We start from the raw sequence: 24,404 nt of genomic DNA on the forward strand, positions 1-24,404 counted from the left end.
GGAGTAAGTAGCAGCGCTGAACCCCGCCACGGAACAAACGAACGCGGCGGAGCCCGGCACTGGGCGGGGCAGAAGTAAATGTACGGCGCTACGATAACGGCCGGCCGCTAGCGGGTGGTTCCGGCGCGGTTACGCCGGCAGCGGCGGCTCGCAGATGCCCACCAGCAGGTGGCCGTTGGGCTGGCCGTCGAGGCGCAGGCGGCGGCCGTAGAAGCTCAAGCGGTGCGTACCCAAACGCGGAAAAGTGGCTTCTACCGGCAGCTGGTCAAACTCCTGCCCGTCGGCGGCCAGGGCCTGCACGTGCTCGGTGAGGGTGCCGTCGCGCCAGGCACCTTCGCCCAAGTCGGCAAAGAGCTGCCCGCAGCCGCCGGCCGTATCAATGCCAAACATATCGGCAAAGGCCTGGCTGAGGCTCACCACGCGCATCTGCTCGTTGAGCACCACCAGCGGCTCGCGCACGGCGGCCACCACGCTTTCGGCAAAGGCCGCGCTTTGCTGCGTGCGCTCTTCCAGCTGCTTGAGGGCGGTAATGTCGGTGAAGGTGATGACAGCCCCGCTGATGTAGTTATCGAGGGTACGGTAGGGCAGAATGCGCATGTCGTACCACTCGCCGGTGGTGGTTTGAATGTTGGTACTCACGGCCACCAGGCGGTCGAGCACGCGGCGCACGTCCTGCTCCAGGGTTTCGTAGCGCAGCTTGGAGGCGAAGTGGGTAATGGGGCGGCCCACGTCGGTGGGCATGAGCGAGATAATGCGCGACACCGAAGCCGTGAAGCGCTTTATCACCATGTCGTTGTCGAGGAAAATGGTGGCAATGGCGGTGGCGTCGAGCAGGTTCTTCATGTCGTTGGCCGCCTGGCTCAGTTCCTCGGTTTTGCTGAGGTACTGCATGTTCAACGTCATCAGCTCCTCGTTCAGGCTCTGCATTTCCTCCTTGTTGGTCATGGCCTCCTCGTTGGTGCTTTGCAGCTCCTCGTTGGCGCTCTGCAGCTCCTCGTTGGTGCTCTTGAGCTCCTCCAGGCTCGACTCCATTTCCTCGATGGTGCTTTGCAGGCGCTGCTTGGTGTATTGCAGCTCGCGCTGCAGGTTTTCCACCACGCTGGAGTGCACCACCTCGGTGCCCGAGGCGCGGCGGCGCGGTTTGGGCGTAGGCACGTCCTCGAACACTACCAGCAACAGGCCGGCCAGGGCCTCGGGCTGCTGCAGGTACTTCACGGTAATGCGCACCAGCTCGTAGCCGCGGGTGGTGTTAAGCTTGCCGGCTTCCACCACCACGTCTTGCCGCTGCTGATGGGCCCGGTGCACCGCCCCGCTAATTTCGAAGCGCAGCTCCTCGCGGGCCATTTCAAACACGTTCATGCCGCCCAGGCCGGGGGCGGGCTCCAGGTACTTGCCGGTACGGCCGTTCACGAACAGGATTTCACCCTTTGCGTTTATCACCACCGCGGGCGGGGCGTAAGCGCCAAGCAGGAGTTTTTGCACCAGTACGGCAAAGGTGCTGTCCTTGCGGGCGGGGGTATGCATGGTGCCAGAGGTAGTAGCCGCGGCCGATTGCCGGGAAAGCGAGAAGGGGAAATTAACAATGCGGGCCAGCGAGTACGGCACGTTCGTGCGCTGCGAAATCTTCCACTTGATGTCGAGCGGCTGAAACAGCTCCTGAAAACCGGTGAGGTTTTCGCTGGGCCCTAAAAACAACAGGCCGCTGGGGTTCAGGGCGTAGTGAAACACTGGCAGCAGGTTGCGTTGCAGCTCGCTGTTCAGGTAAATGAGCAGGTTGCGGCACACCAGCAAGTCCAGCTTGGTGAAGGGGGCGTCTTTGTTGAGGTTGTGCACGGCAAACACCACCGCGTCGCGCACTTCCTTTTTCACCTGGTAGCTGGCGTCGGTTTTGGTGAAGAAGCGCCGCAGCCGCTCGGGGCTTATGTCGGCGGCAATGTTCTCGTTGTACACGCCGGCGCGGGCGTGGTCCACGCCGTCCTGGTTGATGTCGGTGGCAAACACCTGCAGCTTGAGGTACTTGTTGGGGGCCACCTGGTCGAGGCACTCCTTCAGCACCATTACCAAGGAGTACGCCTCCTCGCCGGTAGAGCAGCCCGGCGCCCACACCCGAATGGTGCTGTCGACGGGCTTGCGCTGCAACAGGGGACCAAGGTGGTTTTTCAGGGCCTCAAAGGCCTCGTTGTCGCGGAAAAACTTGGTAACGCCAATGAGCAACTCCTTGAACAGCAGGTCCACCTCCTGGGGGTTTTCCTGCAGGTAGCGCACGTAGTCGGTGAATTCCTTGATTTGGTGGGAATTCATGCGCCGCTCAATGCGCCGGAACACGGTGTTGCGCTTGTAAAAGGAAAAGTCGTGGCCGGTTTTGTTGCGAATCAGGATGAAGATTTTCTGGAGCGCGTGGGCCGGTTTGCTGCCGGCCTCGGCGGGCTCCCGCTCCACGGAGCGGGTGTGCAGCTGCGGGCGGCGCATGTAGTCGAGCAGCACGGTGGGCATTTGCTCGGGCGCCAGCACCTGGTCCACAAACTCGGTGCTAATGGCCGAACGCGGCATGGAGTCGAAGGCGGCCGTGTCGGGGTCCTGCACCATCACCATCCCAAAGTTTTCCATCACCATCTTCAGCCCAATGGTGCCATCGGAGCCGGCGCCCGAGAACAGAATGCAGATGGCCCGCTCGTTCGCGTCTTTGGCCAGGCTTTGCAAAAAGTAGTCGATGGGCATGCGGCGGCCGCGGGGCTGGGTGGGCGGCAGCAGCAGCAGCGTGCCGTGCAGCATGCTCATGTCGCGGTCGGGCGGAATGCAGTACACGTGGTCGGGCTTCACGCGCATGCCGTCCTCGGCCCGCTGCACGGGCATGGCGGTAAAGCGGGCCAGCACGTCGGGCAGCATGTCTTTGCCGTCGGGGTCGAGGTGCATTACTACCACGAAAGCCATGCCGGTGGTGGCGGGCAGGTGCAGGAAAAACCGCTCCAGGGCTTCCAAGCCACCCGCCGAAGCGCCCAGTGCCACCACCGGAAACCGGTCGCCTTTCATTTCCGGCGGCTTTATTTCCACCACTTTGCCGTTCGGGAACTGTGCACTGGCATCCACCACTTCCGGCAAGGCGTGTGCACTATTTTCCGACGACGGCGGGTTAGGAAACTCACTCATGGGGGTGGCAACGGGCCGCGCGTGCACTGGCCGCGGAGCTGTGAGAAGGAAAGGAATGTACCCCCGGCCAACAGCAACCTGGGGCGGGCACTGTTTTCAAATTTAGCCAATAGCGGCGGGTTAGGCTGCGAAAAAGAGCGCGGCAGTTATAAGATACGTGTTTTCCCGAGGGAGGGGGTAAACACGTATTTTTTCCCGTACCGAACATTTTCGCGCCTGTCGGCGGTTCGATTAGGTGCTTAGGGGCGCATTCCAGGCGGCTGAGGGTGTATGTTTTGCGCCTGCTTGCGTACAGCTTTATACGGCCGTTGCGGCGGCCCACCGCCCTCCCTACTCCGAGCTCTGGTTCCTGTGAAACACCTACACCACGTTATCGTCATTGGCACCTCAGCCGGCGGCATGCCGGCGCTGTGTCAGCTGGTAGCGCAGCTTCCCGCCGAGCTGCCTGCGTCCGTGTTTATTGTGCAGCACCTGGCGCCCGATTCGTCGGGGCAGTACCTCATCGAGCGCCTGGCTAGCCACACCAGCTTGCGCTGCCACTTGGCCGAAGACGGGCAGCACATTGGCAAAGGCCACCTGTACCTGGCCCCGCCCGACCGCCACTTGCTGGTGAAAGACGGCCACGTAATGGTTACCAAGGGCCCCCGCGAAAACCACTACCGCCCCGCCGCCGATGCCCTGTTTCGCTCGGCTGCGGCTGCGTACGGCCCCCTGGCCATTGGGGTGGTACTTACCGGCATGCTGCACGACGGCACGGCCGGCCTGGAGCTTATCAAGCGCGCCGGCGGCATTGCCCTGGTGCAAGACCCCCACGAAGCCGAGTACTCGAGCATGCCCAGTAGCGCCCTGGCCAACGTGCCCATCGATTACTCGGTGCCCATTAGCGAAATGGGCGCCCTACTGCAGCAATTATGCGAAACCCGGCCCGAGGAAAAGCACTTGGTACCGGACGACATTCTTTTAGAAGCCGCTATTGCGGAACGTGTTGTGGGAAAAACGCCAGAAGTGCAGCAATTGGGCCGCCAAGTGCCCCTCACCTGCCCCGAATGCGGCGGCACCCTGTGGGAAATGGTCCACGGCAAGGTGTTGCGCTACCGCTGCCACACCGGCCACGCGTATACCGCCGACAGCCTGCTGCGGGACAGCCAGGAGTCGTTAGAAGAAACGCTGTGGGTGGCTTTGCGCATGATGGAGGAGCGCAAAAACCTGCTCACCAGCATGGCCATTCGCGGCGAAGGCCAATGGAGCGTGCAGCAGGAAGAGCGCGTGGATGAGCTCAAGCAGCACATCAACCGCCTGCGCGAGTTTTTGCTGAACGGCCGGACAACCAAAAACCCCATTGGCAAAGTAGACGCCGAAAGCAGCCAGGCGGGGTAGATACGTCTTGGCCGCAAAGCCACTAAAAAGCCCCAGGCAGCCGGTTTACCGGTTTGCCTGGGGCTTTTGTTTGCCGGGCGGGAAATTAGGCCAGCAGGCCGGTTTCCATGGCGTACTTGATGAGGGCCGCCGTGTTTTTAGCCTGGGTTTTCTCGATTATGTTCTGGCGGTGCGTTTCAATAGTACGCTTGCTGGTGAAGAGCTTGTCGGCAATTTCGGCGTTGGTGAGGCCCTCGGCAATCAGGCGCAGCACCTCCGTTTCGCGCACCGACAGGTCGTTGGGCTTTTTGGGGCCGCTTTGGGCGGCCGGCGCCTGCACCAGCTTGTTCAACACCGCCAGCCCGATTTCGGAGCACAGGAAAGTGCGGTTAGCCGCCACCGTACGAATGGCGTGCACAATTTCCTCTTTGCCCGCATTCTTGAGCACGTAGCCCATAGCGCCGGCAGTCAGGGCCTGGTGCACGTATTTCTCGTGGTCGAGCATGGATAGCACCAGCACGCGCAGGTCGGGAAACTGCTCGCGCAGCAGCGGCAAGGCTTCGAAACCGGTCATTACGGGCATATTCAGGTCCATTAGGGCTACGTCGGCGGGTGTTTCGGCCAGGGTATCCAGCAGTTCCTGCCCGTTGCCGACCGTGGTAACCACTTCCAGATCGGCTACGTCGGCCAGCAAAGCCTTAATGCCGTCGCGAATGATGGTATGGTCGTCGGCAAGAATGAGGCGGATCATGGCAAAGGGGAAGAGAGGTATAAAGGAGGACGCGGGTAGAGGTGGAGGTTTAACCGACTTCAAGATTAACGCCAACGCGGCAGAAAACGCCGGCTTCCAACCCAGATTACGCAGTATTACTGACGGGGTGCGGGTTGTACGCACGAGGTAAATTGGTTGTTAACACGGGGTTGCGCAGCCGCTTGTACTCGTATTTTTGATTAGCCTCAAGTCAGGTAGCCGCAGCGCGGCCCGCTTGCTTGAGCGCCTTGCCTGTCCCTGTTCGCGCTTTCTTTCCACAACGAAAACATGCTATCCTATTTCACTCCCCCGCCGTCATCGGCTCGGCTGATTCCGGTCAACTTTAACGCCATCGAGCCGGTGGAACTGGCCCGCTCCCTGGCGCAGGACCCTGACATCCAGCGCAAGCCGTTGTACGTGCTCATCGACTGCCAGCACCTGACTTGCCTGCGCACCCGCGGCGTGTGCCATTTCTTCTCGCAGCTGCTGCTCATGCGCCGGGCCGGCGTAGAAGTAGTGCTGGATAATGTAAACGGGCTGCTGGCGCGCATGTTGCGCCTTTGCCGCCTCGATACCCTTTTCACCTACGTTCACCCGGCGCAGCTCCTGCCGCGTAAGCCTACCCGCTCGGCCGCCTGAAACTGCGGGGCTGGCATAACTACGTAGCTCGGCGGTTAATGCGGAGAAGCGCTCCGTAAAAGGCCGTAAAGATGCCGTTTAAGCGCTTTTTCTCGCGCCGACCTTCGCTGTTCTGCTCGTTCTGCCGTTAACGGAATCCGAAACTACGCCTCGAACTACGCTCCATCTTCCTTCCTCACCCAAACACACAACCAAGCTATGGCAACGACCAACCAATCCTCCCGCGGCAGCATGTCGCAATCCGAGAACGTGAAACGTACCCAAAGCGGCACCAGCAACCGCGGTTTTGCTTCCATGGACCCCGAGCAGCAGCGGCGCATCGCGGCCGAAGGCGGCCGGGCCTCCCACCTGAGCGGCCGCGGCCACGAGTGGACCTCGCAGGAGGCCCGCGAAGCCGGTCGTAAAGGCGGCCAGGCCAGCGGCAGCCGCAACAAAACCCAGGCCGCTACCAGTGGCGGCGCTACTGCCCAGAAACGCGAAACCGGCCGCAAGAGCGGTGAAGCTTCGGGGGGCGGCAACCGCTAAACTCCATCTACCTCCTCCCCTCCTCTTCCACCTTTCTGAGCCATGAACCGCAAAAAGCCCCGGACAGTGTCCGGGGCTTTTTGCGTGTTAGTATCCAGGGCTGCCTTTTTAAATGTGCATTTGCTCCTGAATGGGCAAGGTGTAACGCTGCCCACGGGCCAGCAGGTGAATGCGCAGGTTGCGGATGGAAAACACCTCCCCGGGCTTGATTTCGTGGATGGTGTTGCCTTCGCACTCCCGTCCGTCTACAATTACCACCATGCCGTTACCAATTACTTCCAGCTCGTTGCCGTTGGTTACCAGCACGGCGGTGTCCTCTTCCAGGCCCAGGCCTATGCAGCCGGGGTTGGTGGCAATGATTTGGGCCATGCGCACTATGCGGCCGCGGGCCACAAAGTGGGTATCTACTGCCACGTCGTGCATAAACTGCAGGCCGGTGGTTACGTGAATTTCATCCTTCACAAAACCGGCATCGTTGCGGCCCTGGTAAATCATGGGCGTGCTCATGGCCGCCGCCCCGGCGCTGGTGCCGGCAATTACAATGCGGTCGTGGGTGTAGCGGGCCTTCAGCAGGCGCAGCATTTCGGTGCCGCCAAGCAGGGCGGTTAGCCGAAGCTGGTCGCCGCCGGTAAACATGATGCCCGCGGCCGTTTCAAGCACGGTCAGGCACTCGGGGTTGTCGGCTTCATCGCGGCGGCGGATGTCCAGCACTTCCACGCGCTTTACGCCGAGGTCGGTGAAAATTTTTATGTAGTCCCGGGCCGCTTCTATAGGCTCCTCCGAAGCGGTGGGTATCACCACCACCGGCCCATCGCCGCTTAGCTCTTCAACGAAGCGCTTCAGGATGCTGTCATCGGCAAATTCAGCGTCGTTGGCTTCGGTATCTTTTCTTTCGTGGCCACCTATAGATATCAGAACACCTTTCGGGTGCGGACAAGGGGAAGCGGTACGCGGGCGCGCTGCGCTTTTCTTGCTAGTTGTCATGCGTGGATTGGGTTAACGTGAAGCGGCGCTGCTAGTACGCTGGCAACGCACGGTTAGATGTACCCACTCCACGCCGGGGTTAGCCGGAGGCTTGCTTCGGCTCTGCTATTTCGTTTTTGCATTCAGTAGGTTGCAGGCAGCTTTCAACGCCACCGGACCAAGCCAAAATCGAAATAGAATGTAAAAATTACGTGTTTTCAACCAATACCATTCCGTAGTAATTCTGGGCCCTTGCGTATTGCCCGCGCCGGTTTTCAGCCGCACCTTACCATCCTAAATGGGCTTAGGCCTATGAGAAAGCGCCGCAGCAAAACCCGTATTTCTAGCTTGGCAAAAACCGTATCTGCCCCCTCCCGGGTACAAATCGGAAGGTCGTCCTTTGTAACAGGCAGGCTGCTCGTCAAATGCGGCAACATTAGCGTAGCCATTGGTGTGGTACTACGCTGGTGACGAGCGGCCTGCTTTTTTTATGCCTTTTGGATTGGTTTACCGCTCCCCCACCCACGCAATGCACTTCAGCTCGATGGCAATGGGCGTAGGCAGGCAGTTGATTTCGACGGTGGTGCGGCACGGCTGCGAATCGGCGAAATACTCCGCGTAGAGGCGGTTGTAAGTCGCGAAATCGTCCTTCATGTTGGTCAGGAACACGGTCACGTCCACCAGGTCCTGCCACTGCGCGCCGGCCTCTTCCACTATGTAGCGCACGTTCTGAAACACGGCGTGGCACTGCCGCTCGAAATCGTAGCGCAGCACTTGGCCGTTGGCATCTAGCTCCACGCCCGGAATGGCTTTTTCGCCGCGTTGGCGCGGCCCCACGCCTGAGAGAAACAGCAGGTTGCCCACGCGGCGGGCATGCGGGTACAGGCCCACCGGCTCGGGGGCGCGCGACGAATTCAGGGCCGACGAATCGGGGGCGGGAGTTTGGCTCATGGGCCGAAAATAAGGCGCTTTTTGGTAGTTTAGGAAGCCCCCGCGGGCGGCTGGTGCGGTTGTTGCCTCCGGTCCTGTCTGTTTCCCGCCTTCTTTCGTACTCCGCCCTATGACTCGTCTGTTCTCCGTAACTGCTTTGGCCGCCCTGCTGCTGGCCAGTGCGCCGGGTGCCCAAGCCCAGCAAAAGCTGAAGTACCCCAAAGCCACGCCCGTGGATATTTACGACGCCGTGGAAAAGCCCGCCGAGCCAATCGGGGGCGTTCAGGCCTACGCCGACTACCTCGGCGACAAGCTCACCTACCCCACTGCCGCCTTGCAGGCCGGTATAGAAGGAACCGTAGAAACCACGTTCGTGGTCGAGAAAACCGGGTACACCTCTAACTGGACCGTTACCAAGTCCGTTTCGCCCGAATGCGACGCCGAAGCCTTGCGCCTGGTAAAGGCCGGCCCCCGCTGGAAACCGGCTCAGCACAAAGGCGGCGTGGTGCGCCAGCGCGTAACGGTGCCCATTACGTTTAAAATGCCGCTCGGTGCCGGCGGCCCCGCCCCAGCCACCGGCACCGATGCCCCGCCCGTTACTAACGGTACTACCAATGCGGCCGGCCTGCAGGTAGTAACGCCCGAAACCCCGGCCCAACCCGTGGGCGGCACCGAGGCGTTTTTTGAATGGGTGCAGAAAAACCAGAAGTACCCGGCCCTGGCCCGTCAGCGCAAAATTCAGGGCAAGGTGATGATGGAGTTTACCATTGAAAAAGACGGCTCGCTCGCCAACATCAAACCCGTGAAGCGCCTCGGCTCGGGCCTCGACGAAGAAGCCATTCGCCTCATTAAAGCCAGCCCCAAGTGGGAGCCGGCCCGCTACCAGGGCCAGCCGGTGCGTCAGAAAATGGTGCTTCCCATTCTGTTCCAGCTCTAAAGTAGCCACAGAGCATTCCGTGCTTCGGCCCGGTCGCGTTAGTCGTGGCCGGGCCGTTGTGCTTTGTGCGGGTTATCTTGAGGTGAATTAAGGTATTCGGGCAAACAAAAACGTCTGCTTCAGGGTACTGCTAGCTACCCTCCCTCCGCGCTATGTTTTCCCCTCTCCCGGTTGTTTCGGCCCAGCTTGCTCCCGCCGACGAATACGTTATCTGGCCGTTTCAGGCGCAATTTCAGCGGGCGGCCCAAGCTAGTGCCGTGAGCGTGCTGGCCGACCTGGACGAGGACCTGCAGCCGGTGTTATCGTTGCTGGGAATTCCCGTTGACGGTGGCCTGCCGGTGTGCCTGGAGCCCGACGACTGTGGCCTGCCTGCTGACCGCTTCACCAACGTGCTAACCCGCGCCGAGGAGCTGTTTCAGCCCCACACCCCGCAGGAACATACCATGTACGGCCGCGACAACGCCCTGCGCCGCCGCGAAATGCTGAGCCTGCGGCACGCCGTACAGGAGGTACTGGATGCTTTCGACGGCACTGGCGGGCAGCAGTCGTTTGCCAGCGTGCCAGTGCGCATTAACGAGTACTACGTGGTGCCGGTGCTACGCATTCGACGCAAGGCCCTGCGCATGCAGCCCGCGCTGCAACCCAGCCGCTACTACACCGACGGCAAGCCCCTGGCCTCCTCGTTGGTGCAGGCCGCCATGTTGCGTTTCGGCGAAGAGTGCATGAAAGCGCTGATGGAGCCCATGCCCGGCATGAGCATGCTCACCCGCCCCCGCGACGCCGACGAGATTATTCGGGCCGCCGGCAAGCTGTTGATGGACACGCCCGCGCAGTCTCTGGGCACCGACCCCTCGAACGCCAAGCTGTTTGCCACGCTCAACACCATTTCCTCGTTGCGCTACGAGGGCACGGCCGGCATAGGCCAACTGCTGCTGGCGCGGCGCGGCCACCCGAACATTCAGGAGATTTTTGCCCTCACCTGCCCCACGCCGCTTACCGATTACCGCGCCATTCGGAAGCTGCTGCAGATGACCTCCAACGACGTGTGTTTGCTGGCCGACGGCGAAAATGCCTACGCCATGGGCCGCCTGGTGGGCGAGTACGGCGGCGCGCGGGAAGATTTATTCACCATCGCCTTCGTAAACCACTACGTGTGGGAGTTTCGGCATGCCGGCCGGGTGCTGATGCGGGCGGCTTACGGCCTGCCCAGCCTGCCACATACCCGCCTAAGCCGCAGCCAGTTCCGGCGCAGCCTGCGCCACACTTTCGGCATTACCGACGCCGGTAAAGTGGAGCGCCTGTGGGATGTGCTGCTGGAGGCCAGCCGCCAGTCGCACGGCACGCTGCTGGTTATTACCACCGAAGCCCTGGCCGAAGCCGACCGCCTGAAGCTGCAATGCACCCTCATCGACCCGGTGCAGCTTACGCCGCTCATCACTCGCCTCGTTACTGCCATCGACGGCGCGGTGCTCCTCGACCCCGAAGCATACTGCTACTCCATTGGCGTAATTCTCGATGGCAAGGCCAGCGGGCGGGGTTCCAGCACCCGCGGCGCCCGCTACAACTCGGCCCTTCGCTACGTGGAAAGCAGCCCCTACCCGTGCGTAGCTATTGTGGTCAGCGAAGACGGTCTGGTGGACATTCTAACTAAAGACAACCTACCGGAATTGGAGTAGCCACACTTCTGTCGCCTACTCCAACTCCATCATCCTCGTCATTCTTCATCTGGCGTCCGCAACGCGAAGGATGACGCGGCGGTCTATACGCCTTTCTTCTTCGCCCGAAACGACCACGTAATACGGAACACCGCTACCACTTCGCCGCTGGTGTCGCGGCCGGTACTGGTGCATACCACGGTGCGGCCTTCGCCGGTGGCGCAGCTTTCGGCCACGGCCTGGGCAATGGCGGCGCCGTCGGGGCAGGTGAAGGCGATGCGGGTTACGGCTTTCTTAGTGAATTCGGCTTGCATGCCCACCACCAGCATGGAAACTGCTTGCTCACTGGTGCTGGTGTACATGAGGGCCAGCGTGCCCGACGCCATTTCGGCCGCCATGCTCAGGCAGGCGAAATAAATGCTGCGGAACGGGTTCTTGGTCAGGTAAGTGAAGGGCACCGTTACTGTGGCGGCTTCGTTGGTTAGCTCGGTCACGCGCAGGCCCGCCAAGGCAGCCATGGGCAGGCGTTGCAGCGCAAACAGGCGCAGCTTTACCGGATTGAGCAGGTTGCGCTGAAAAGCGGCCAACCGGGACGCATTAGAAACGGAAGTGGATGTAGACATGAGCAAAGGGCGGCAGGAACCCCAAGGTAAGGGTTTCCCGCGGCCGTAAGGTTTAGGCAGCGGCCGGGCGCCACGGCTTTTTCTCCAGTACCAGCACCACCTTTTTGAAGCAGGAGGCCGCGTTAATGACTTTCCGGAAGGCTTCGGACTCCTGCTTGGGCCAGTGAAACTGCTTATAAGGCTCGGTTATCCCCGTGGCATAATTCGCGGCCACACCAAAGCTAATGGAGCTTGTAGCACCGGTTACACTCTACCAGCAACTAGCCGGCAGCAGTTATTAATCCCCCGAGCGTACTGATTTAGCACGTTTTAACGCCGTACCGCGCCCGAAACTATGGCTTGCTGCGGGAGGCTGGTTTGGCCGGGCGCTTCGGCGTTGCCCGTGGGTACACAACCAGCTCGTTATACCCGAAAGTGGGGTCTGGTTCGCGCCGGAATTCCACGTCTTCCAGCACGCCTATCACCAACTCCGCGGTGGTGTACACGAGGTTGCCATCGAGCAGATGCCCGCCAAAGGTGCGGCCCGTGGAATCGGCTACCGACAAATGCACGTGGCTGCCGCTTTCGGCCAGCGTACCCACTAACGACACGATTTCGAAGTGGCCCCGGTAAATGGTGGGCCCTTCTTGGTTGGCCAGTCGCAGCGTTACCTGCGTGAGGCTACCCACACAGGTAAGCAGGGCACCGGCTTTGATTCGCTCGTCTTGGGCAAAACGCAATAAACATTGGCGCAGGTCGTCGCCGGGCCGTAGGCGCAGGGCATAGGTGCGCATGGCTGAAGGAATAGCGCGGGGCGCCGGGGTAGCAGCGGCTGGCATGGCAACAGAAGTTTGGGCCGTGGCAGTGCCCATCATTGAGCTCAGCACGAGCATCAAGCAACACCACCACAGGCAACGATACAGCATGCCGGCAAAGGTAACGGCCGGGTGGTTGCCAGCCTGAAAAAGCAAAAAGCCGGCGGCCGCCGGCTTTTTGCTTTTTCAGGCCCGTACCGGGCTTTGTAACCATCCGCTTAGCGGTTAAAACTCACGCTGCTGTAGCGCGTCTTAATATTTACGTTGCCTACCGACTTGGCTTGCGGCATTCCGTAGCGCCCCTGCATTTCGCTCGAAGAAGGGCTGCTTTCCTCGGCCTTTACTTTCACCAAGCGCTTGTCGATGAGCAGCTTGCCATTCTCGGCGTTTACATCAAAAAGGAAGCCTGCGTTATCGGGGAAATTCAGCAGAATGGTGCTGTACCCACCGTCGAGATTGATGCTGCGGAAGTTAGGACCGGTGGTGCGCACCTCAAAAGCCGGGCAGTACTGCACTTTCATGTTCAGCTGATCGGACACCTTGTCCACGCTAAACCGGGAGTAACCGGTGCTGCCCCGCAGGTTACGCACCGTGCCCAGGCTTACGTCGCCGTATTTGCTGTGCACGGCCAGGTCCTGCACCGTACCCATGTCAATATCGGAGCCGTTGTTGCGCAGGTCCACGGTGTGGCCCGCATCGAGGCGAAGCCGCGAATGGGTGGCGTCGATGGAAGCCTGCCGAACGTACTGTACCGTGGCGGCGCTGTTGCTCACCCGAATGCTGTTACGCGGTCCGTCGAGGCGGGCGGTACGCAGGCTGCCGTAACCGATGGCCAGGTCTACAGCGCCGCTTCGGTCGCCGGTAATGCTTATGTCGCCAAAGTTGTTGTGAACCCGCAGCGGCGAGCCTTTGGGCACCCACACAGTGTAATTCACTTCGTAGAGGCGCTGCCGGCTCCAACACTCGCGCGGCATCTCACCGAACTGGGTGCGCAGGGCAATACCTCCTTCCTCGGTGCTTTGTTCCTCCATCAGCACCTGAATCATATCCAGCAGCTGCTGCGCTTTCTCGTCGGAGTCGGCCCGGGAAATAATATCCACCTCGGCTTTAATCTCCGAGCGCGACCAGGTGTTGATCTGAACCCGACCGTAACGCGTGTCGATGCTCAAAGGGCGGCCAGCCGGCGCTTTAAAGGTACGGCTGAGCTTGCGGCTGCGCTCTGCGGTAGCGGCAATCGGCTCGGGCTGTGCCGAAGTGCTTTGCTGCGTCCCGTTCTGGCCATTCTGCAGCACGCCGTCCTGCACCTGCTCCCAGTACCGGTCGTTTGGGGGGCAAGGCTGCACCACCCCGGCCGGGAGTGTTCCGCCGGCGCGTACCGGCTGGCCCACCTGTCCTGTAGCCGGACCAGCTACCAGCGCCAGCACCACAAGGAAAGGCAGCCAACGGGTAGTTGCGTAGCGAAGGATCAGGTTAGACATACCGAAAGAACTGCTATTTGGTGACGACATACGCATCGTCGTGGTACTGCTGAATTTGCTCACGGGTGCGCAACTGCTGGTTCAGGATATCCAACCGAATTTGCAGGTTGCGGCCCATGGCTTCGAGCACCACATCGGGGTCGGGGTTGCGGTAAAGCTCGGTGCGCAGCTGCCGGTAAGTCGAGTCCAGTGCTGTCAGCTCGTGCTGCCAGTCGGCGGCTTTGGGCGTCATGCCGGGCTTGGCACTAGCGTCGAGTTGGCGCAGCTCGTGCTGCTTTTCCAGGATTTGCGTGGCGTAATATGCCTCCATGCTGCGCACGGCCGTAGCCAAGCGGCGGGCCGGGCTGCTTTCCGATACCGTCAGTGGCTCGGGCGAGCCTAAAGCATCGGTTACGGCCGTGGGCTGGTCTTGCATAACGGGCTGCACCGCCACCTCCATAGTCGATGGCGTAGAAGCTTGGTCGGCACGGTTCAGGCCGTAGCCGCCGGCCAGCACCAACAGGGCAACAGCGGCGGCAGCGGCGTAGCGGTACCAGCCGGTAGCGGTGGAAGCCGCGGACTGGACAGTGGCAGCCGGGGTAGTAAAGACGGGTGAAGACGCGAGCGGAAGAACGTAGGTGGGCGTTTCGTCAGCGTCGGCCGGCTCGTCGAGTCGCGCTTCGATGGCGTCCCAAAGGTCGGGGCGCGGCTCGAAGGCATCGAGGTCGGCGCTGTGCCGCTCGACGAAGGCCTCAAGTCCGGAGTTGGGTTTCATGGCAGTCATTTTCTTTCGCACAAAGGCTCCCCAGGACCGGGGCACAACGTGGGTGGCTAGCGCCGTCGGTCCTTGCAGTGAAACGTAATAGTTGAATTAGAGTCCGTGTTGCTTGGCCAATTCCAGCAGTTTTTTGCGGGCCCGGCTGTATTGCGACTTCGAGGTGGACTCGGTAATGTTCATGATGCCGGCAATTTCGCCGTGGTCGTAGCCCTCAAGCAGGTAGAGCGTGAGCACCACGCGGTACCCATCGGGCAGGTCCTGAATGCAGCGACGCAGCACATCGGCCCGCCACTGTACGTCGTCGCCGTCGCCGGGGGTTACCGGGTCGTCGGCGCCGGCCCCGTCGTGCTGTTCGGCTAGGGGTACCAGCTGCAGGCGCCGGTTGCGCAGGCAGTTGATGCTTTTGTTGATAACAATGCGCTTCAGCCACGAGCCAAAGGACGAGTCGCCTTTGTAGGTATGCAGCTCCCGAAACGCACTCAAAAACGACTCCTGCAGCACATCCTCGGCCTCGGCATAGTCGCCGGTAATGCGCAGCGAGGCGTTGAACATGGCTTTGGCGTAGCGCTTGTAAATCTCGGCTTGCGCGCGCCGGTCGCCTAGGCGGCAGCGCTCCACCAAGGGGGCATTTATATCAACATAAGCAACGGCTTCCATGGGCTCAGCGGTTTGGGTCTGGCTTTCGTCAAGAGCAGCAGGTGGATAAAGTTCGGACATCGGCTTCACATTTGCCACTTTCCTGATCATCAACGCTCCATAGACCCCCAGACCCTACCGGGGGTTGCACCTGGTTTAAACCGATCTGGCTATATTAACCACGCTAGATTCTTCCTAATCACGTTCCTTTTCGTTTGCGGTTATGAATTTAAAGCTAACTGGTTACCGAACCCTACCCGCCGCGATGCGCCACGCGGTAGAACGAGCTTACTTTGGCAAACGCATTCAGGCGGAAAAACATCCGCAGTCTTCCTGGCTGTCGAGCTACCTGCACTGCCTGCTGGCTATCGGCGGCCATTGTGTTTACATCAACGATACCGAAGCGCTGAGCGAATGGCCCGGCCTGCACACCGACGGCAGAACGCTGCGGGCCTTTACCCGCTTGGGTGTATCGAGCGACCTGCAGGTGCTGCAGCAGGTTTGGGAACACCGCGAGTATGCGGCCGTGACCAACTACATGCGGAAACATGCCGATTGCAATGGTGCATTGCGAATCATCGACGCCGGCGCCAACGTGGGCTATACCGCCTTGTATTTGGGCAACACATTCCCCAATGCTCAGATCATCAGCATCGAACCGGAGTCGTCTAATTTCCGCCAACTGAGCCGCAACGTTACGGCTTCAGGGTTAGCAAATGTAGAGCCCCTGCAAGCCGGGCTGTGGCAGCGCCGGGCCCACTTGGAAGTTGGGCGCGACTTTCGGGACCATCGGGAGTGGTCGTTTTACGTGCGTGAATCCCATCATGCCACCGACCTTATGGGCTACGGCGTACGGCAACTAGCCGCCGAGCGGGACTGGACTTGCATCGACTTGCTCAAAATTGATATAGAAGGCGCGGAGCGTTACTTGGTGGAAACCGATGAGCTGGCAGCCGAGCTCCTGGAAAACACCCGCTTTATTGCCATCGAGATACACGACGAGTTCAACATTCGCCCCCGCATCTATGAGTGCTTGCGCCGACATGGGTTTGAGTTCTTCGAAAACGGTGAGCTTACCATTGGGCGCAACACCAACCTAACCGGGGGCTCCGGGACTCTCTAATCTGCTTGAAATTTGAGGATAAGCAGCTGGCCAGACGTCAGCTGCTTTTTTGCGCCCTTCAGCCGATGGTATTTATTCCCCTGACCAGGAAAACTTTAATCCAAAGAGCCGGCGCAACCGTTTGCCCGGCAGCGTTTATGTGCGAATTTCCCTGCGCATTAAAGCGGCGTTTTTACGTTCAAGGGCTACGCTTGCCTTTTCTGCCTCTTTTCCGAAGTTATGTTTCACAACAGGTTATATAGGCTTCTTTGCTATTGCGGTGCGCTGGCAGCTGTTTTCAGTAGCTGCGTTTCCAGCCGACCGTTCGATATGAGCAGCTACCAGGTGGTGTTCGAAGACGACTTTGCTTACGCCTCGGGCCAGGAGTTGCTGGCGACGGGGCGCTGGGCCCCGGGCACGGCCCATTGGGACAGCAACCTGCGCTGCAACGACTACGGTCCCAGCAGCTACGCCTACCGGGCCGCCGACGTCCGCACCATAACCGACAGCGCCGGCCGCCAGCTGGTAGCCCTCGACTACACCTACCACAACCCACCCCTCGACAGTGTGGTGTCGAGCAACGGAGAAGTCACCAAAGGGCGCTTTTACAAAACCAGTGGGCTGCTCCGTGCCGTGTACCGAGGCGACAGCAGCTGCGCCGACACCGGTTTCCGGTACGGCATTTTTGAGGTGCGCTGCAAAGTACCCGATACGGACGGTTTGCAAGCGGCCTTTTGGCTGTGGAACGCCCACGGATGCGGCGCCACCGATGTAGACCGCCGCCCCGGTGACATCTGGGAAATAGACGCGTTTGAGACTTTTCGCAACGGAAACGAGCGGGTATTTTTCTCTACGATACAGCCCAATGCGTTTACCGACCACAAGTCTGTTTCTACGCTTCTCGACTTTCCGCGCGGCCAAAGCCCGGCTACCGCGTTTCATACTTACACGCTGGAGTGGACGCCCACCCGCCTGGTGTACTACGTTGACGGCCGGATAACCATGATTCGGCGCGCTACCCGCCGCAACCCCAACGGAACCGGCGCCCCCGATACCGAGCTCAACTTGCTACTGAGTGCTCATTACCAGTGGGACTGCAAAAAAAACTACCACTGCGACACCCTTGCCGACCGCACCACGCCCAACGACCAGCGGTGCCCGCAGCCCAACGACCCGTACCTGATCGACTACGTCCGCGTGTACCGGCCCAAGTCTACAGCTCCGAATGGCTCGTGGCCCAAGCTGCGGCGTCAGCCGGCCCACCGACGCGAATAGCACGTCCGCTGTCATAAAAAAACCCACCCGATGGTTATCGGGCGGGTTTTTCTTGTCTGGCAAGGGCCTTAGATATCGAACTTGATGCCCTGGGCCAGTGGCAGCTGTGTGCTGTAATTGATGGTATTGGTCTGGCGACGCATGTAAATCTTCCAGGCGTCGGAACCCGATTCGCGGCCGCCGCCAGTTTCCTTTTCGCCACCGAATGCGCCGCCGATTTCGGCGCCCGAGGTACCGATGTTCACGTTGGCAATGCCACAGTCGGAGCCCGTGGCAGCCAGGAATGCTTCCGCCTCACGCATATTCAGGGTAAAAATGCTCGACGAGAGGCCCTGACGCACGCCATTCTGCAAGTCAATGGCTTCCTCTACCGAGCCGGAGTATTTGATCAGGTACAGAATGGGCGCGAAGGTTTCTTCCTGAACCGTGTGGTACTCGTTCTTGGCTTCTACCAACGCGGGCTGCACGTAGGTGCCGGTTTCGTAGCCCGAGCCGCTTAGCACCTCGCCGCCCGTCAGCAGCTTGCCGCCTTCGGCCTGTACTTCCTGCAAGGCCTTGGTAAACGACTGCACCGCATCGGTGTCAATCAGCGGACCTACCAGGTTGCCTTCCTGCAGCGGGTGGCCAATAGGCAGCTTGGGGTAGGCATTGAGCAGGCGCTGCTTCACGTCCTCGTAAATCGAGTCGTGAATGATGAGGCGGCGCGTGGTAGTGCAGCGCTGGCCGGCAGTACCCACGGCTCCAAATAACACGGCGCGAATGGCAATGTCGAGGTCGGCGTGCTCGGTGAGAATGATGGCGTTGTTGCCGCCCAGCTCCAGCAAAGCCTTGCCCAAGCGGGCACCTACCACTTCGCCCACTTTCTTGCCCATGCGGGTAGAGCCGGTAGCCGATACCAGCGGCACACGTGTATCGGCAGCCATTTTGGCCCCGATTTCGGCGTCGCCGATGATGACGTTGAAGATGCCTTCGGGCAGTTCGTTTTCGGTGAGTACGTCTTTGATGATGTGCTGCACCGCCACGGCTACCAGCGGCGTTTTTTCCGAGGGCTTCCAGATGCTCACATCGCCGCATACGGCGGCCAGCATGGCGTTCCAGCTCCACACAGCCACGGGGAAGTTGAAGGCCGAGATAATGCCTACGAGGCCCAGCGGGTGGTACTGCTCGTACATGCGGTGCGCGGGGCGCTCCGAGTGCATGGTGAGGCCGTGCAACTGGCGCGAAAGGCCCACCGCGAAGTCGCAGATGTCAATCATTTCCTGCACTTCGCCGAGACCTTCCTGAAGGATTTTGCCCATCTCATAGCTAACCAGCTTGCCCAGGTCTTCCTTGTACTCGCGCAGCTTGTTGCCAATCTGGCGCACAATTTCGCCGCGTTTGGGGGCCGGTACCTGCCGCCAGGTTTTGAAGGCTTCCTGGGCTTTCAGAATTACCTGCTCGTAATCTTCGGCCGTGACCAGGGCTACCGAGGCAATGCGCTGCCCATCGGTGGGCGAGTGAATGGCCCGGGTATTGGCGTTAGTGGCGCCGCCCCACTGCAAGCCGGTGCTGAATGCCGGATTTTGCTCCTGCACGCCCAGGCGGCCCAATACCTGACGTATGCCGTGGTGGTCGTGCTCCTGTACATCGGTGCCGGTAGCGGCAGCTTCTTCAATGGCGAGTTTCATACGGGGAAGAGAAGGGGTGACAGGGCCCGCAAGGCCCAAAGAATAGACCAGCAAAGCTAAGAAATACCGTTCGGCCACGTCGAAAAGGCCGTTGGGGTCGGATAAATGTTTTCACTAGCGTGAAGAAGCGTAACAGCGTGGCTTGGTTAGGGTGTAACTTGCTAACGGCCGATACACCTGCGGCCTCCCGTATTCATGCTTTTTTATTCATCTGCACACCTTAACCTTATCCACGGGCCCGAGGCAGATATGCTATGCGCTGTTTGGCACCGGCCCGTTACCCTATCCGAATTGCAAAGCGGGTATGAACTGCTTCGCGACGCGAGCGTGCGTTTAAGAGCCCCGCGCTGGTTAATGGATTTGCGGCACCGCCAAGTTCCCTTGCCCGTCGATTACGGACAGTGGCTGCACCATGAGTTTTTACCCGGCCTTTACTCGCTCTACGCCGAGCCCGTACGCTTGGCCTGCCTGATGTCGGCAACACAGTTTGCCGACCTGCAACGAGACCCGGTGAGCCTCGCCAACGCCCAAATGCTTACCGATCCGGACCTGCCGTTTCAGCTGGCCCTGTTTACCGACCAAACGGAAGCCATTGAATGGCTGGCAAAAGAAACGATCTGACTTGAATTTTCCCCTCTGTTAAACCAGATGGTCTACAAGCCAGCCAACTCTGTTAACTGGGCGCTCAGCCCTCAACGGTTTTCATAAACAAAAAAGCCCCCGCCAATGAGGCGGGGGCTTTTTTATTGGCATGTGCAAGGGTTACTCTACCTGACCGATGGGGTAATACGCCTTGCGGCCGTCGGGGTAAACGCCTTCCACCAGAGCACCCTGGCCTTCCTTAGCGGCTTCGAGGTAGCGCTTCACGTCCTGGGGCTTCTCTACCTTGTTCTTGTCGATGCGGGTAATAATGAACCCGTCGCCGATACCGGTTTCGCGGAAGTTGGAGCCGCGTACGCCGCTGATCTTGGCGCCACCTTCGAGGTCGAGCTTGTTCAGTTCCTGACGGCTCAAGGGCGAGAACTTGGCACCTTCGTACTCTACTACCGCCCCGGTTTCCTCGCGCACAATGTCGGTGGTACCGGTGGAGTTACGCAGGGTGGCGGTGGTGTTGCGCGAGTTGCCGTCGCGCAGGTAGCTCACCTTTATTTTGTCGCCGGGGCGGAAGCGCGCTACTTGCTCCTGCAGCTGCGAAGAGGTGTTCACCTTCACGCCGTTGATTTCGGTAATCACGTCGCCCGCTTTTAGGCCAGCTTCAGCGGCGGCACTGGTGCTGCCCATGCCCACCACGTACACGCCGTCGAGGTTCTTCAGCTTTTTCTCCGAAGCCAGGGTGGCGTCTACTTCGCGGATGTTTACGCCCAGCAAGGCGCGCTGCACCACTTTGTACTTCAGCAGGTCGTCTACCACCTTGCTCACGATGGAGCTGGGCACGGCAAACGAGTAGCCTTCGAACGAGCCCGAGCGCGACGCAATGGCGGAGTTGATACCGATCAGGTCACCGTTCAGGTTCACCAGCGCACCGCCCGAGTTGCCGGGGTTTACCACGGCATCGGTTTGCAGGAACGACTCGATGCCCATGCCTTCGCGGCCGCGCAGAATATTAATATTGCGGCCCTTGGCCGAGATAATACCCGCCGTTACGGTCGAGTTCAGGTTAAAAGGGTTGCCCACGGCCAGTACCCACTCCCCTACTTTCACCTGGTCGGAGTTACCGTAACGCACGTACGGCAGGTTATCGGCCTCCACTTTCAGCAGCGCCAAGTCCGTATTGGGGTCGGCGCCTACGAGGGTTGCCTTGTACTTGCGCTTGTCGTCAAGCACCACCTCAATCTTGTCGGCTTTGTCGATAACGTGGTTGTTGGTAACAATGTAGCCGTTCGCGGCAATAACCACGCCCGAGCCCGAACCCTGCTGCGGGCCCTGCTGCGAGTGGTAACGGCCGGCATCGTCGCCGAAAAACTGGCGCAGGAACGGGTCCATGCGAATGGCATCGTTCTGCGACATTTTCGGCGCGTACTCGGTCATAACGTGCACCACCGCCGGCGTTACGGCCGAGGCCGCAGCCACGAAGTTCAACCCTTCGGGTACGGCGTAGTTCGAGCTGCGAAGGGCGCTGGTGTAACGTACGTTGGGGTCGGCAGCCACAGCCTGGGGCTCGGCGTTGCGCTCGGGCTCCAGTAGCTTGTACCCACCAACGGCGACGCCGCCACCCAGAACTGCGGAGGCCATCAGGCCGAGCATCATTTGTTTGGCTTGCATGGGTAGGAAAGTGGTAATGTGGGTTGAGTAGTTCGGAAACTAAAATACGCAAAACCGAAAACAGAGTGCAACAGGAAACACTGCGTTTTGCGCGGCGCACTCCTAACGCCAGATACCCTGGCTTCGGTATAGGGTTGCACAGGTATAACCGCGGCGGTCAGAAAAAAGGCACCAAACACGGTGCCTTTTTTCTAACAAGCCAAGCGGAACCGCTTAGCGCACTTCAATTTGGTAACGGGCTGTCTTCTCGGCGTCGAAGGGTAACACCAAGCGCAGCACGCCGTCGGTCAACTCGGCTTCTACGGCCTTGCCGTTGATGTTCTCGGGCAAGCGGAACTGGCGCGAGAACGTGCCGTACGACGATTCCATGCGGCGCACTTTCGGGCCGTTTTCGCCTTCGATTACCGGTGCCTTCCGCTCGCCGCTCACCGTGAGCGTGCCTTGCTGCACGTCGATGGTCAGGGAGTCTTTGGGTACACCGGGCAGCGTGAGCAGCAACTCAAAACCGTTGGCGGTTTCCAGCACATCGGCGGCTGGTACAAAGCCCCCCGACGGCCGGTTGGTGCCCGGCAGGCTGTCGTTGAGCAGGTGGTTGAACATGGCGTTAAAAGCCCGCGAAGGACGCAGGGCGGGAGTCTGGTTATACATCTGCGTTGCCATTGTTGTAAGAAGTTGTCGGGTTCAGAGTCTGGAGGTAAGTGTCGGTTGGCTCTCGACACACTACCCTATCAGTAAATTCTGTACCAACCAACTTTTAACGACATTATGGCACGAAGAAGCAATTTTCAACTGACGAAATTATCAGCATCCTCAATCAATTCTTTCATACCAGCATGTATGACGGTCTTCTCACCAAAAACACCATCAGCCATTATGTCACGACAAGCCTAGTACTGTGTGGGTAGCTGCCGCCGCTCGGTTGATTTTTCACCTTTGAAAAGCGTAACCCGGGCCTCTACACCCAACACGGGCTGTACCGAAGAAAAAAGCCCGGCCGGAATCCGGATGTTCCCGTTGGCATCGAACTGCGCCAGCACAAAACTGTACGCCGATTGGTAGGCGAAGAAGGGAGTAAAGTCGAAGTGGTCGGATACGCGGCAGCCGATTTCGGCGCGTAGGTTCGCGAAATCGAGGAAGGGTTCTTTCACGTCTTCATCATCGCGCTGCAGGCGCACAAACAACACCGGCTCCACGGCCAGGCGTGGCCGCAATCCAATTCGCCCAAGAGCAAACACCCGGTCTACATCGAGGCGCAGGGCCGCAAGGGCCCGGCTGCGGACGCCTTCTTCATCGAAGGGCACGGCGTAGCGCAAACCCAGGCGCTGCCGGAAATTTACGCTGCCGAAGGTGTTCCAATGGCGTAACAGCAGTTCGGGCACTACCGTGGTGGTAACGACCGGGCCCCTGGCGCCTGTGAGCGTGCCGCCCCAGCTCCACTGCTCGTTCCAGAAATGCTCGTACCCCAGCCGGAACTGCCCTTGCGCGAAGGTGCCGCCTAGGTTGCCGTTGTTTGTTACCAGGTTAATGGAGCCGAACACGTAGTCGTCGCCTTGCAGGGCTACTTCTACCTGCGCTTCGGGCAGATAAACTGGATCGGCAACGGAACGGCGCTGCGCAGCGGCCGTGAACGGAAAAGCCAGTGCTGCCAGAACAGCCGCGAGGAGAATGTGGCGCATAGAAACGACGAGGTTAGATCAGGCTTACGCAACAGGAGCGTTGGCGGCTAGTTCCTGCAGGGCCAACCATGCCATGAGTCCGGGACCAGTTTCCAGTGACTTTTCGTCCACGTCGAAGGTGGGCGTGTGCACCGAGGCGGCAAAGCGGCCGTCGGCAGCGCGGGTACCCAAGCGGTAAAAGCACGAGGGCGCGGCCTGCGAGAAGTAAGCAAAGTCTTCGGCGGCCATCCACTGGTCCAGTTCCACCACGTTGTCGGCGCCGAGGTAGGCTTCGGCGGCGGCGCGCACGCGGGCCGTGGTGGCTTCGTCGTTTTCCAGGCACGGGTAGCCGCGCCGGATTTCCAGCTCGCACACCGCGCCCATGGAAGCGGCCAGTCCTTCGCAAAGCTGCCGCAGGTGCTGGTGGGCTTCCTGGCGCCACTGCTCGTTCATGGTCCGGAACGTGCCTTCGATGTACACTTCGTTGGGAATAACGTTGGTGGCACCGTTGGCAATAACCTTCCCGAACGACAGCACCGACGGCAGCTTGGGATTAGCCCGGCGGCTCACAATTTGCTGCGCAGCCACAATGATGTGGGCCGCTACCAGCACGGGGTCGAGGTTTTGCTCGGGCATGGCGCCGTGCCCGCCTTTGCCGCGCACGGTCAGGTACAGCTCGTCGGTGCTGGCCATGTAACGACCGGCCCGCACGCCAATTTTACCAGCTGGCAGGTGCGGAAACACGTGCTGCCCCAGTACGCTTTGCGGCGCCGGATTTTCCAGTACGCCTTCCTCAATCATAACCGAAGCGCCGCCGGGCAGCCGCTCTTCGCCGGGCTGAAACATGAGCTTAACGGTGCCTTCGAACTCGTTGCGCAGCTGGGTAAGGATGCGCGCCGCGCCCAGCAACGACGACGTGTGTACGTCGTGGCCGCAGGCGTGCATCACGCCGGGGTTTTGTGAGCGGTACGGCACCTCGTTCTGCTCCTGAATGGGCAGCGCGTCCATGTCGGCGCGCAGGGCTACCGTGCGGCTGCCGGGGTTACGACCTTCGATGAGGGCAACCAACCCGGTGGTGGCAATGGGCTGGGGCGCGAGGCCCATGCTTTCCAGCTGTTGCTTCACGAAGGCCATCGTCTGGAATTCTTCAAACGAAAGCTCCGGGTGGGCGTGCAGGTGCTGGCGCAGCGCCACTACCTCGGCAGCTTGGGCAGCGGCTAGTTGTTGAATGCGGTCGGGCTGAATCACGGAT

General features: G+C 60.2%; 24 protein-coding genes. 9 read left to right on the forward strand and 15 right to left on the reverse strand.

The window, feature by feature from the left end; all coding sequences use genetic code 11:
• Nucleotides 1–129: 129 nt before the first annotated feature.
• Nucleotides 130–3,147 carry a CheR family methyltransferase gene (locus tag ABD903_RS05580; protein ID WP_345222148.1) on the reverse strand — a complete coding sequence of 1,006 codons (3,018 nt, stop codon included), beginning with the start codon at nt 3,145–3,147 and terminating at the stop codon, nt 130–132.
• A gap of 351 nt (nt 3,148–3,498) precedes the next feature.
• On the opposite strand from ABD903_RS05580, the gene ABD903_RS05585 reads away from it, so the two are divergent.
• Nucleotides 3,499–4,524, forward strand: a complete 1,026-nt coding sequence (locus tag ABD903_RS05585) for a chemotaxis protein CheB (RefSeq protein WP_345222149.1) — start codon at nt 3,499–3,501, stop codon at nt 4,522–4,524.
• An 85-nt stretch (nt 4,525–4,609) separates the two neighbouring features.
• Here the strand turns inward: ABD903_RS05585 and ABD903_RS05590 are convergent, their stop codons facing one another.
• On the reverse strand, nt 4,610–5,254 hold the full coding sequence (locus ABD903_RS05590) for a response regulator (protein ID WP_345222151.1): 645 nt from the start codon (nt 5,252–5,254) through the stop codon (nt 4,610–4,612).
• Nucleotides 5,255–5,542: 288 nt separating this feature from the next.
• Between ABD903_RS05590 and ABD903_RS05595 the strand changes: the two genes are divergently transcribed.
• Together ABD903_RS05595 and ABD903_RS05600 are read left to right on the forward strand one after the other, a co-directional pair.
• Nucleotides 5,543–5,893, forward strand: coding sequence for an STAS domain-containing protein (locus ABD903_RS05595; RefSeq protein WP_345222152.1), 351 nt, complete (start codon nt 5,543–5,545; stop codon nt 5,891–5,893).
• A 198-nt stretch (nt 5,894–6,091) separates the two neighbouring features.
• Nucleotides 6,092–6,418 (forward strand): KGG domain-containing protein, encoded by a 327-nt coding sequence (locus ABD903_RS05600; protein ID WP_345222153.1) that lies wholly within the window; start codon nt 6,092–6,094, stop codon nt 6,416–6,418.
• Between the two features lie 108 nt (nt 6,419–6,526).
• Here ABD903_RS05600 and ABD903_RS05605 read toward each other — a convergent pair whose 3' ends face one another.
• Nucleotides 6,527–7,402, reverse strand: coding sequence for a cyanophycinase (locus tag ABD903_RS05605; protein ID WP_345222155.1), 876 nt, complete (start codon nt 7,400–7,402; stop codon nt 6,527–6,529).
• A gap of 486 nt (nt 7,403–7,888) precedes the next feature.
• On the reverse strand, nt 7,889–8,332 hold the full coding sequence (locus ABD903_RS05610) for a RidA family protein (RefSeq protein WP_345222157.1): 444 nt from the start codon (nt 8,330–8,332) through the stop codon (nt 7,889–7,891).
• Nucleotides 8,333–8,441: 109 nt separating this feature from the next.
• On the opposite strand from ABD903_RS05610, the gene ABD903_RS05615 reads away from it, so the two are divergent.
• Together ABD903_RS05615 and ABD903_RS05620 are read left to right on the forward strand one after the other, a co-directional pair.
• A complete protein-coding gene (locus ABD903_RS05615; RefSeq protein WP_345222159.1) occupies nt 8,442–9,248 on the forward strand; it encodes an energy transducer TonB in 807 nt (268 codons plus the stop codon).
• Between the two features lie 152 nt (nt 9,249–9,400).
• Nucleotides 9,401–10,924, forward strand: coding sequence for a diadenylate cyclase (locus ABD903_RS05620; protein ID WP_345222161.1), 1,524 nt, complete (start codon nt 9,401–9,403; stop codon nt 10,922–10,924).
• 83 nt (nt 10,925–11,007) lie between these two features.
• Here ABD903_RS05620 and ABD903_RS05625 read toward each other — a convergent pair whose 3' ends face one another.
• The 6 genes from ABD903_RS05625 to ABD903_RS05650 form a co-directional block, all read right to left on the reverse strand.
• Nucleotides 11,008–11,526 (reverse strand): PaaI family thioesterase, encoded by a 519-nt coding sequence (locus tag ABD903_RS05625; RefSeq protein WP_345222162.1) that lies wholly within the window; start codon nt 11,524–11,526, stop codon nt 11,008–11,010.
• Nucleotides 11,527–11,578: 52 nt separating this feature from the next.
• Complete coding sequence (locus tag ABD903_RS05630) at nt 11,579–11,740, reverse strand: hypothetical protein (RefSeq protein WP_345222163.1); 162 nt, start codon at nt 11,738–11,740, stop codon at nt 11,579–11,581.
• 118 nt (nt 11,741–11,858) lie between these two features.
• Nucleotides 11,859–12,344: a PPC domain-containing DNA-binding protein gene (locus ABD903_RS05635; protein WP_345222165.1), complete on the reverse strand. Its 486-nt coding sequence runs from the start codon at nt 12,342–12,344 to the stop codon at nt 11,859–11,861.
• A 194-nt stretch (nt 12,345–12,538) separates the two neighbouring features.
• Nucleotides 12,539–13,798, reverse strand: coding sequence for a hypothetical protein (locus tag ABD903_RS05640; protein WP_345222166.1), 1,260 nt, complete (start codon nt 13,796–13,798; stop codon nt 12,539–12,541).
• Nucleotides 13,799–13,811: 13 nt separating this feature from the next.
• Entirely contained in the window at nt 13,812–14,552 is a 741-nt protein-coding gene (locus ABD903_RS05645) for a hypothetical protein (protein ID WP_345222167.1), read from the reverse strand.
• A 96-nt stretch (nt 14,553–14,648) separates the two neighbouring features.
• On the reverse strand, nt 14,649–15,212 hold the full coding sequence (locus ABD903_RS05650; RefSeq protein WP_425555431.1) for an RNA polymerase sigma factor: 564 nt from the start codon (nt 15,210–15,212) through the stop codon (nt 14,649–14,651).
• A gap of 202 nt (nt 15,213–15,414) precedes the next feature.
• Here ABD903_RS05650 and ABD903_RS05655 point away from each other — a divergent pair, with 202 nt between their 5' ends.
• From ABD903_RS05655 to ABD903_RS05665, 3 genes are read left to right on the forward strand one after another with little or no spacing between them, the layout of a single operon-like run.
• Nucleotides 15,415–16,314: an FkbM family methyltransferase gene (locus ABD903_RS05655; protein ID WP_345222170.1), complete on the forward strand. Its 900-nt coding sequence runs from the start codon at nt 15,415–15,417 to the stop codon at nt 16,312–16,314.
• A 49-nt stretch (nt 16,315–16,363) separates the two neighbouring features.
• The gene (locus ABD903_RS05660) at nt 16,364–16,627 is read left to right on the forward strand and encodes a hypothetical protein (RefSeq protein ID WP_345222171.1); all 264 of its coding nucleotides are present in this window, start codon (nt 16,364–16,366) and stop codon (nt 16,625–16,627) included.
• Nucleotides 16,624–17,568, forward strand: coding sequence for a glycoside hydrolase family 16 protein (locus ABD903_RS05665; protein ID WP_345222173.1), 945 nt, complete (start codon nt 16,624–16,626; stop codon nt 17,566–17,568). The genes ABD903_RS05660 and ABD903_RS05665 overlap by 4 nt, the downstream gene beginning before the upstream one ends.
• Nucleotides 17,569–17,636: 68 nt before the next feature.
• On the opposite strand, the gene amaB is transcribed toward ABD903_RS05665, so the two are convergent.
• Nucleotides 17,637–19,235, reverse strand: coding sequence for an L-piperidine-6-carboxylate dehydrogenase (gene amaB / locus ABD903_RS05670; protein WP_345222174.1), 1,599 nt, complete (start codon nt 19,233–19,235; stop codon nt 17,637–17,639).
• A 381-nt stretch (nt 19,236–19,616) separates the two neighbouring features.
• Between amaB and ABD903_RS05675 the strand changes: the two genes are divergently transcribed.
• Complete coding sequence (locus ABD903_RS05675; protein ID WP_345222176.1) at nt 19,617–19,856, forward strand: hypothetical protein; 240 nt, start codon at nt 19,617–19,619, stop codon at nt 19,854–19,856.
• A gap of 141 nt (nt 19,857–19,997) precedes the next feature.
• On the opposite strand, the gene ABD903_RS05680 is transcribed toward ABD903_RS05675, so the two are convergent.
• From ABD903_RS05680 to ABD903_RS05695, 4 genes are all read right to left on the reverse strand, one after another.
• Nucleotides 19,998–21,497 (reverse strand): Do family serine endopeptidase, encoded by a 1,500-nt coding sequence (locus ABD903_RS05680; RefSeq protein WP_345222178.1) that lies wholly within the window; start codon nt 21,495–21,497, stop codon nt 19,998–20,000.
• Between the two features lie 213 nt (nt 21,498–21,710).
• Nucleotides 21,711–22,157, reverse strand: a complete 447-nt coding sequence (locus ABD903_RS05685; RefSeq protein ID WP_345222180.1) for an Hsp20/alpha crystallin family protein — start codon at nt 22,155–22,157, stop codon at nt 21,711–21,713.
• A gap of 227 nt (nt 22,158–22,384) precedes the next feature.
• Entirely contained in the window at nt 22,385–23,173 is a 789-nt protein-coding gene (locus tag ABD903_RS05690) for a hypothetical protein (protein ID WP_345222181.1), read from the reverse strand.
• Nucleotides 23,174–23,197: 24 nt separating this feature from the next.
• Entirely contained in the window at nt 23,198–24,400 is a 1,203-nt protein-coding gene (locus ABD903_RS05695; protein WP_425555394.1) for a M20 metallopeptidase family protein, read from the reverse strand.
• Between the last annotated feature and the right edge of the window lie 4 nt (nt 24,401–24,404).

The sequence above is a fragment of the Hymenobacter koreensis genome, from assembly GCF_039541855.1.
GTDB lineage: Bacteria > Bacteroidota > Bacteroidia > Cytophagales > Hymenobacteraceae > Solirubrum > Solirubrum koreensis.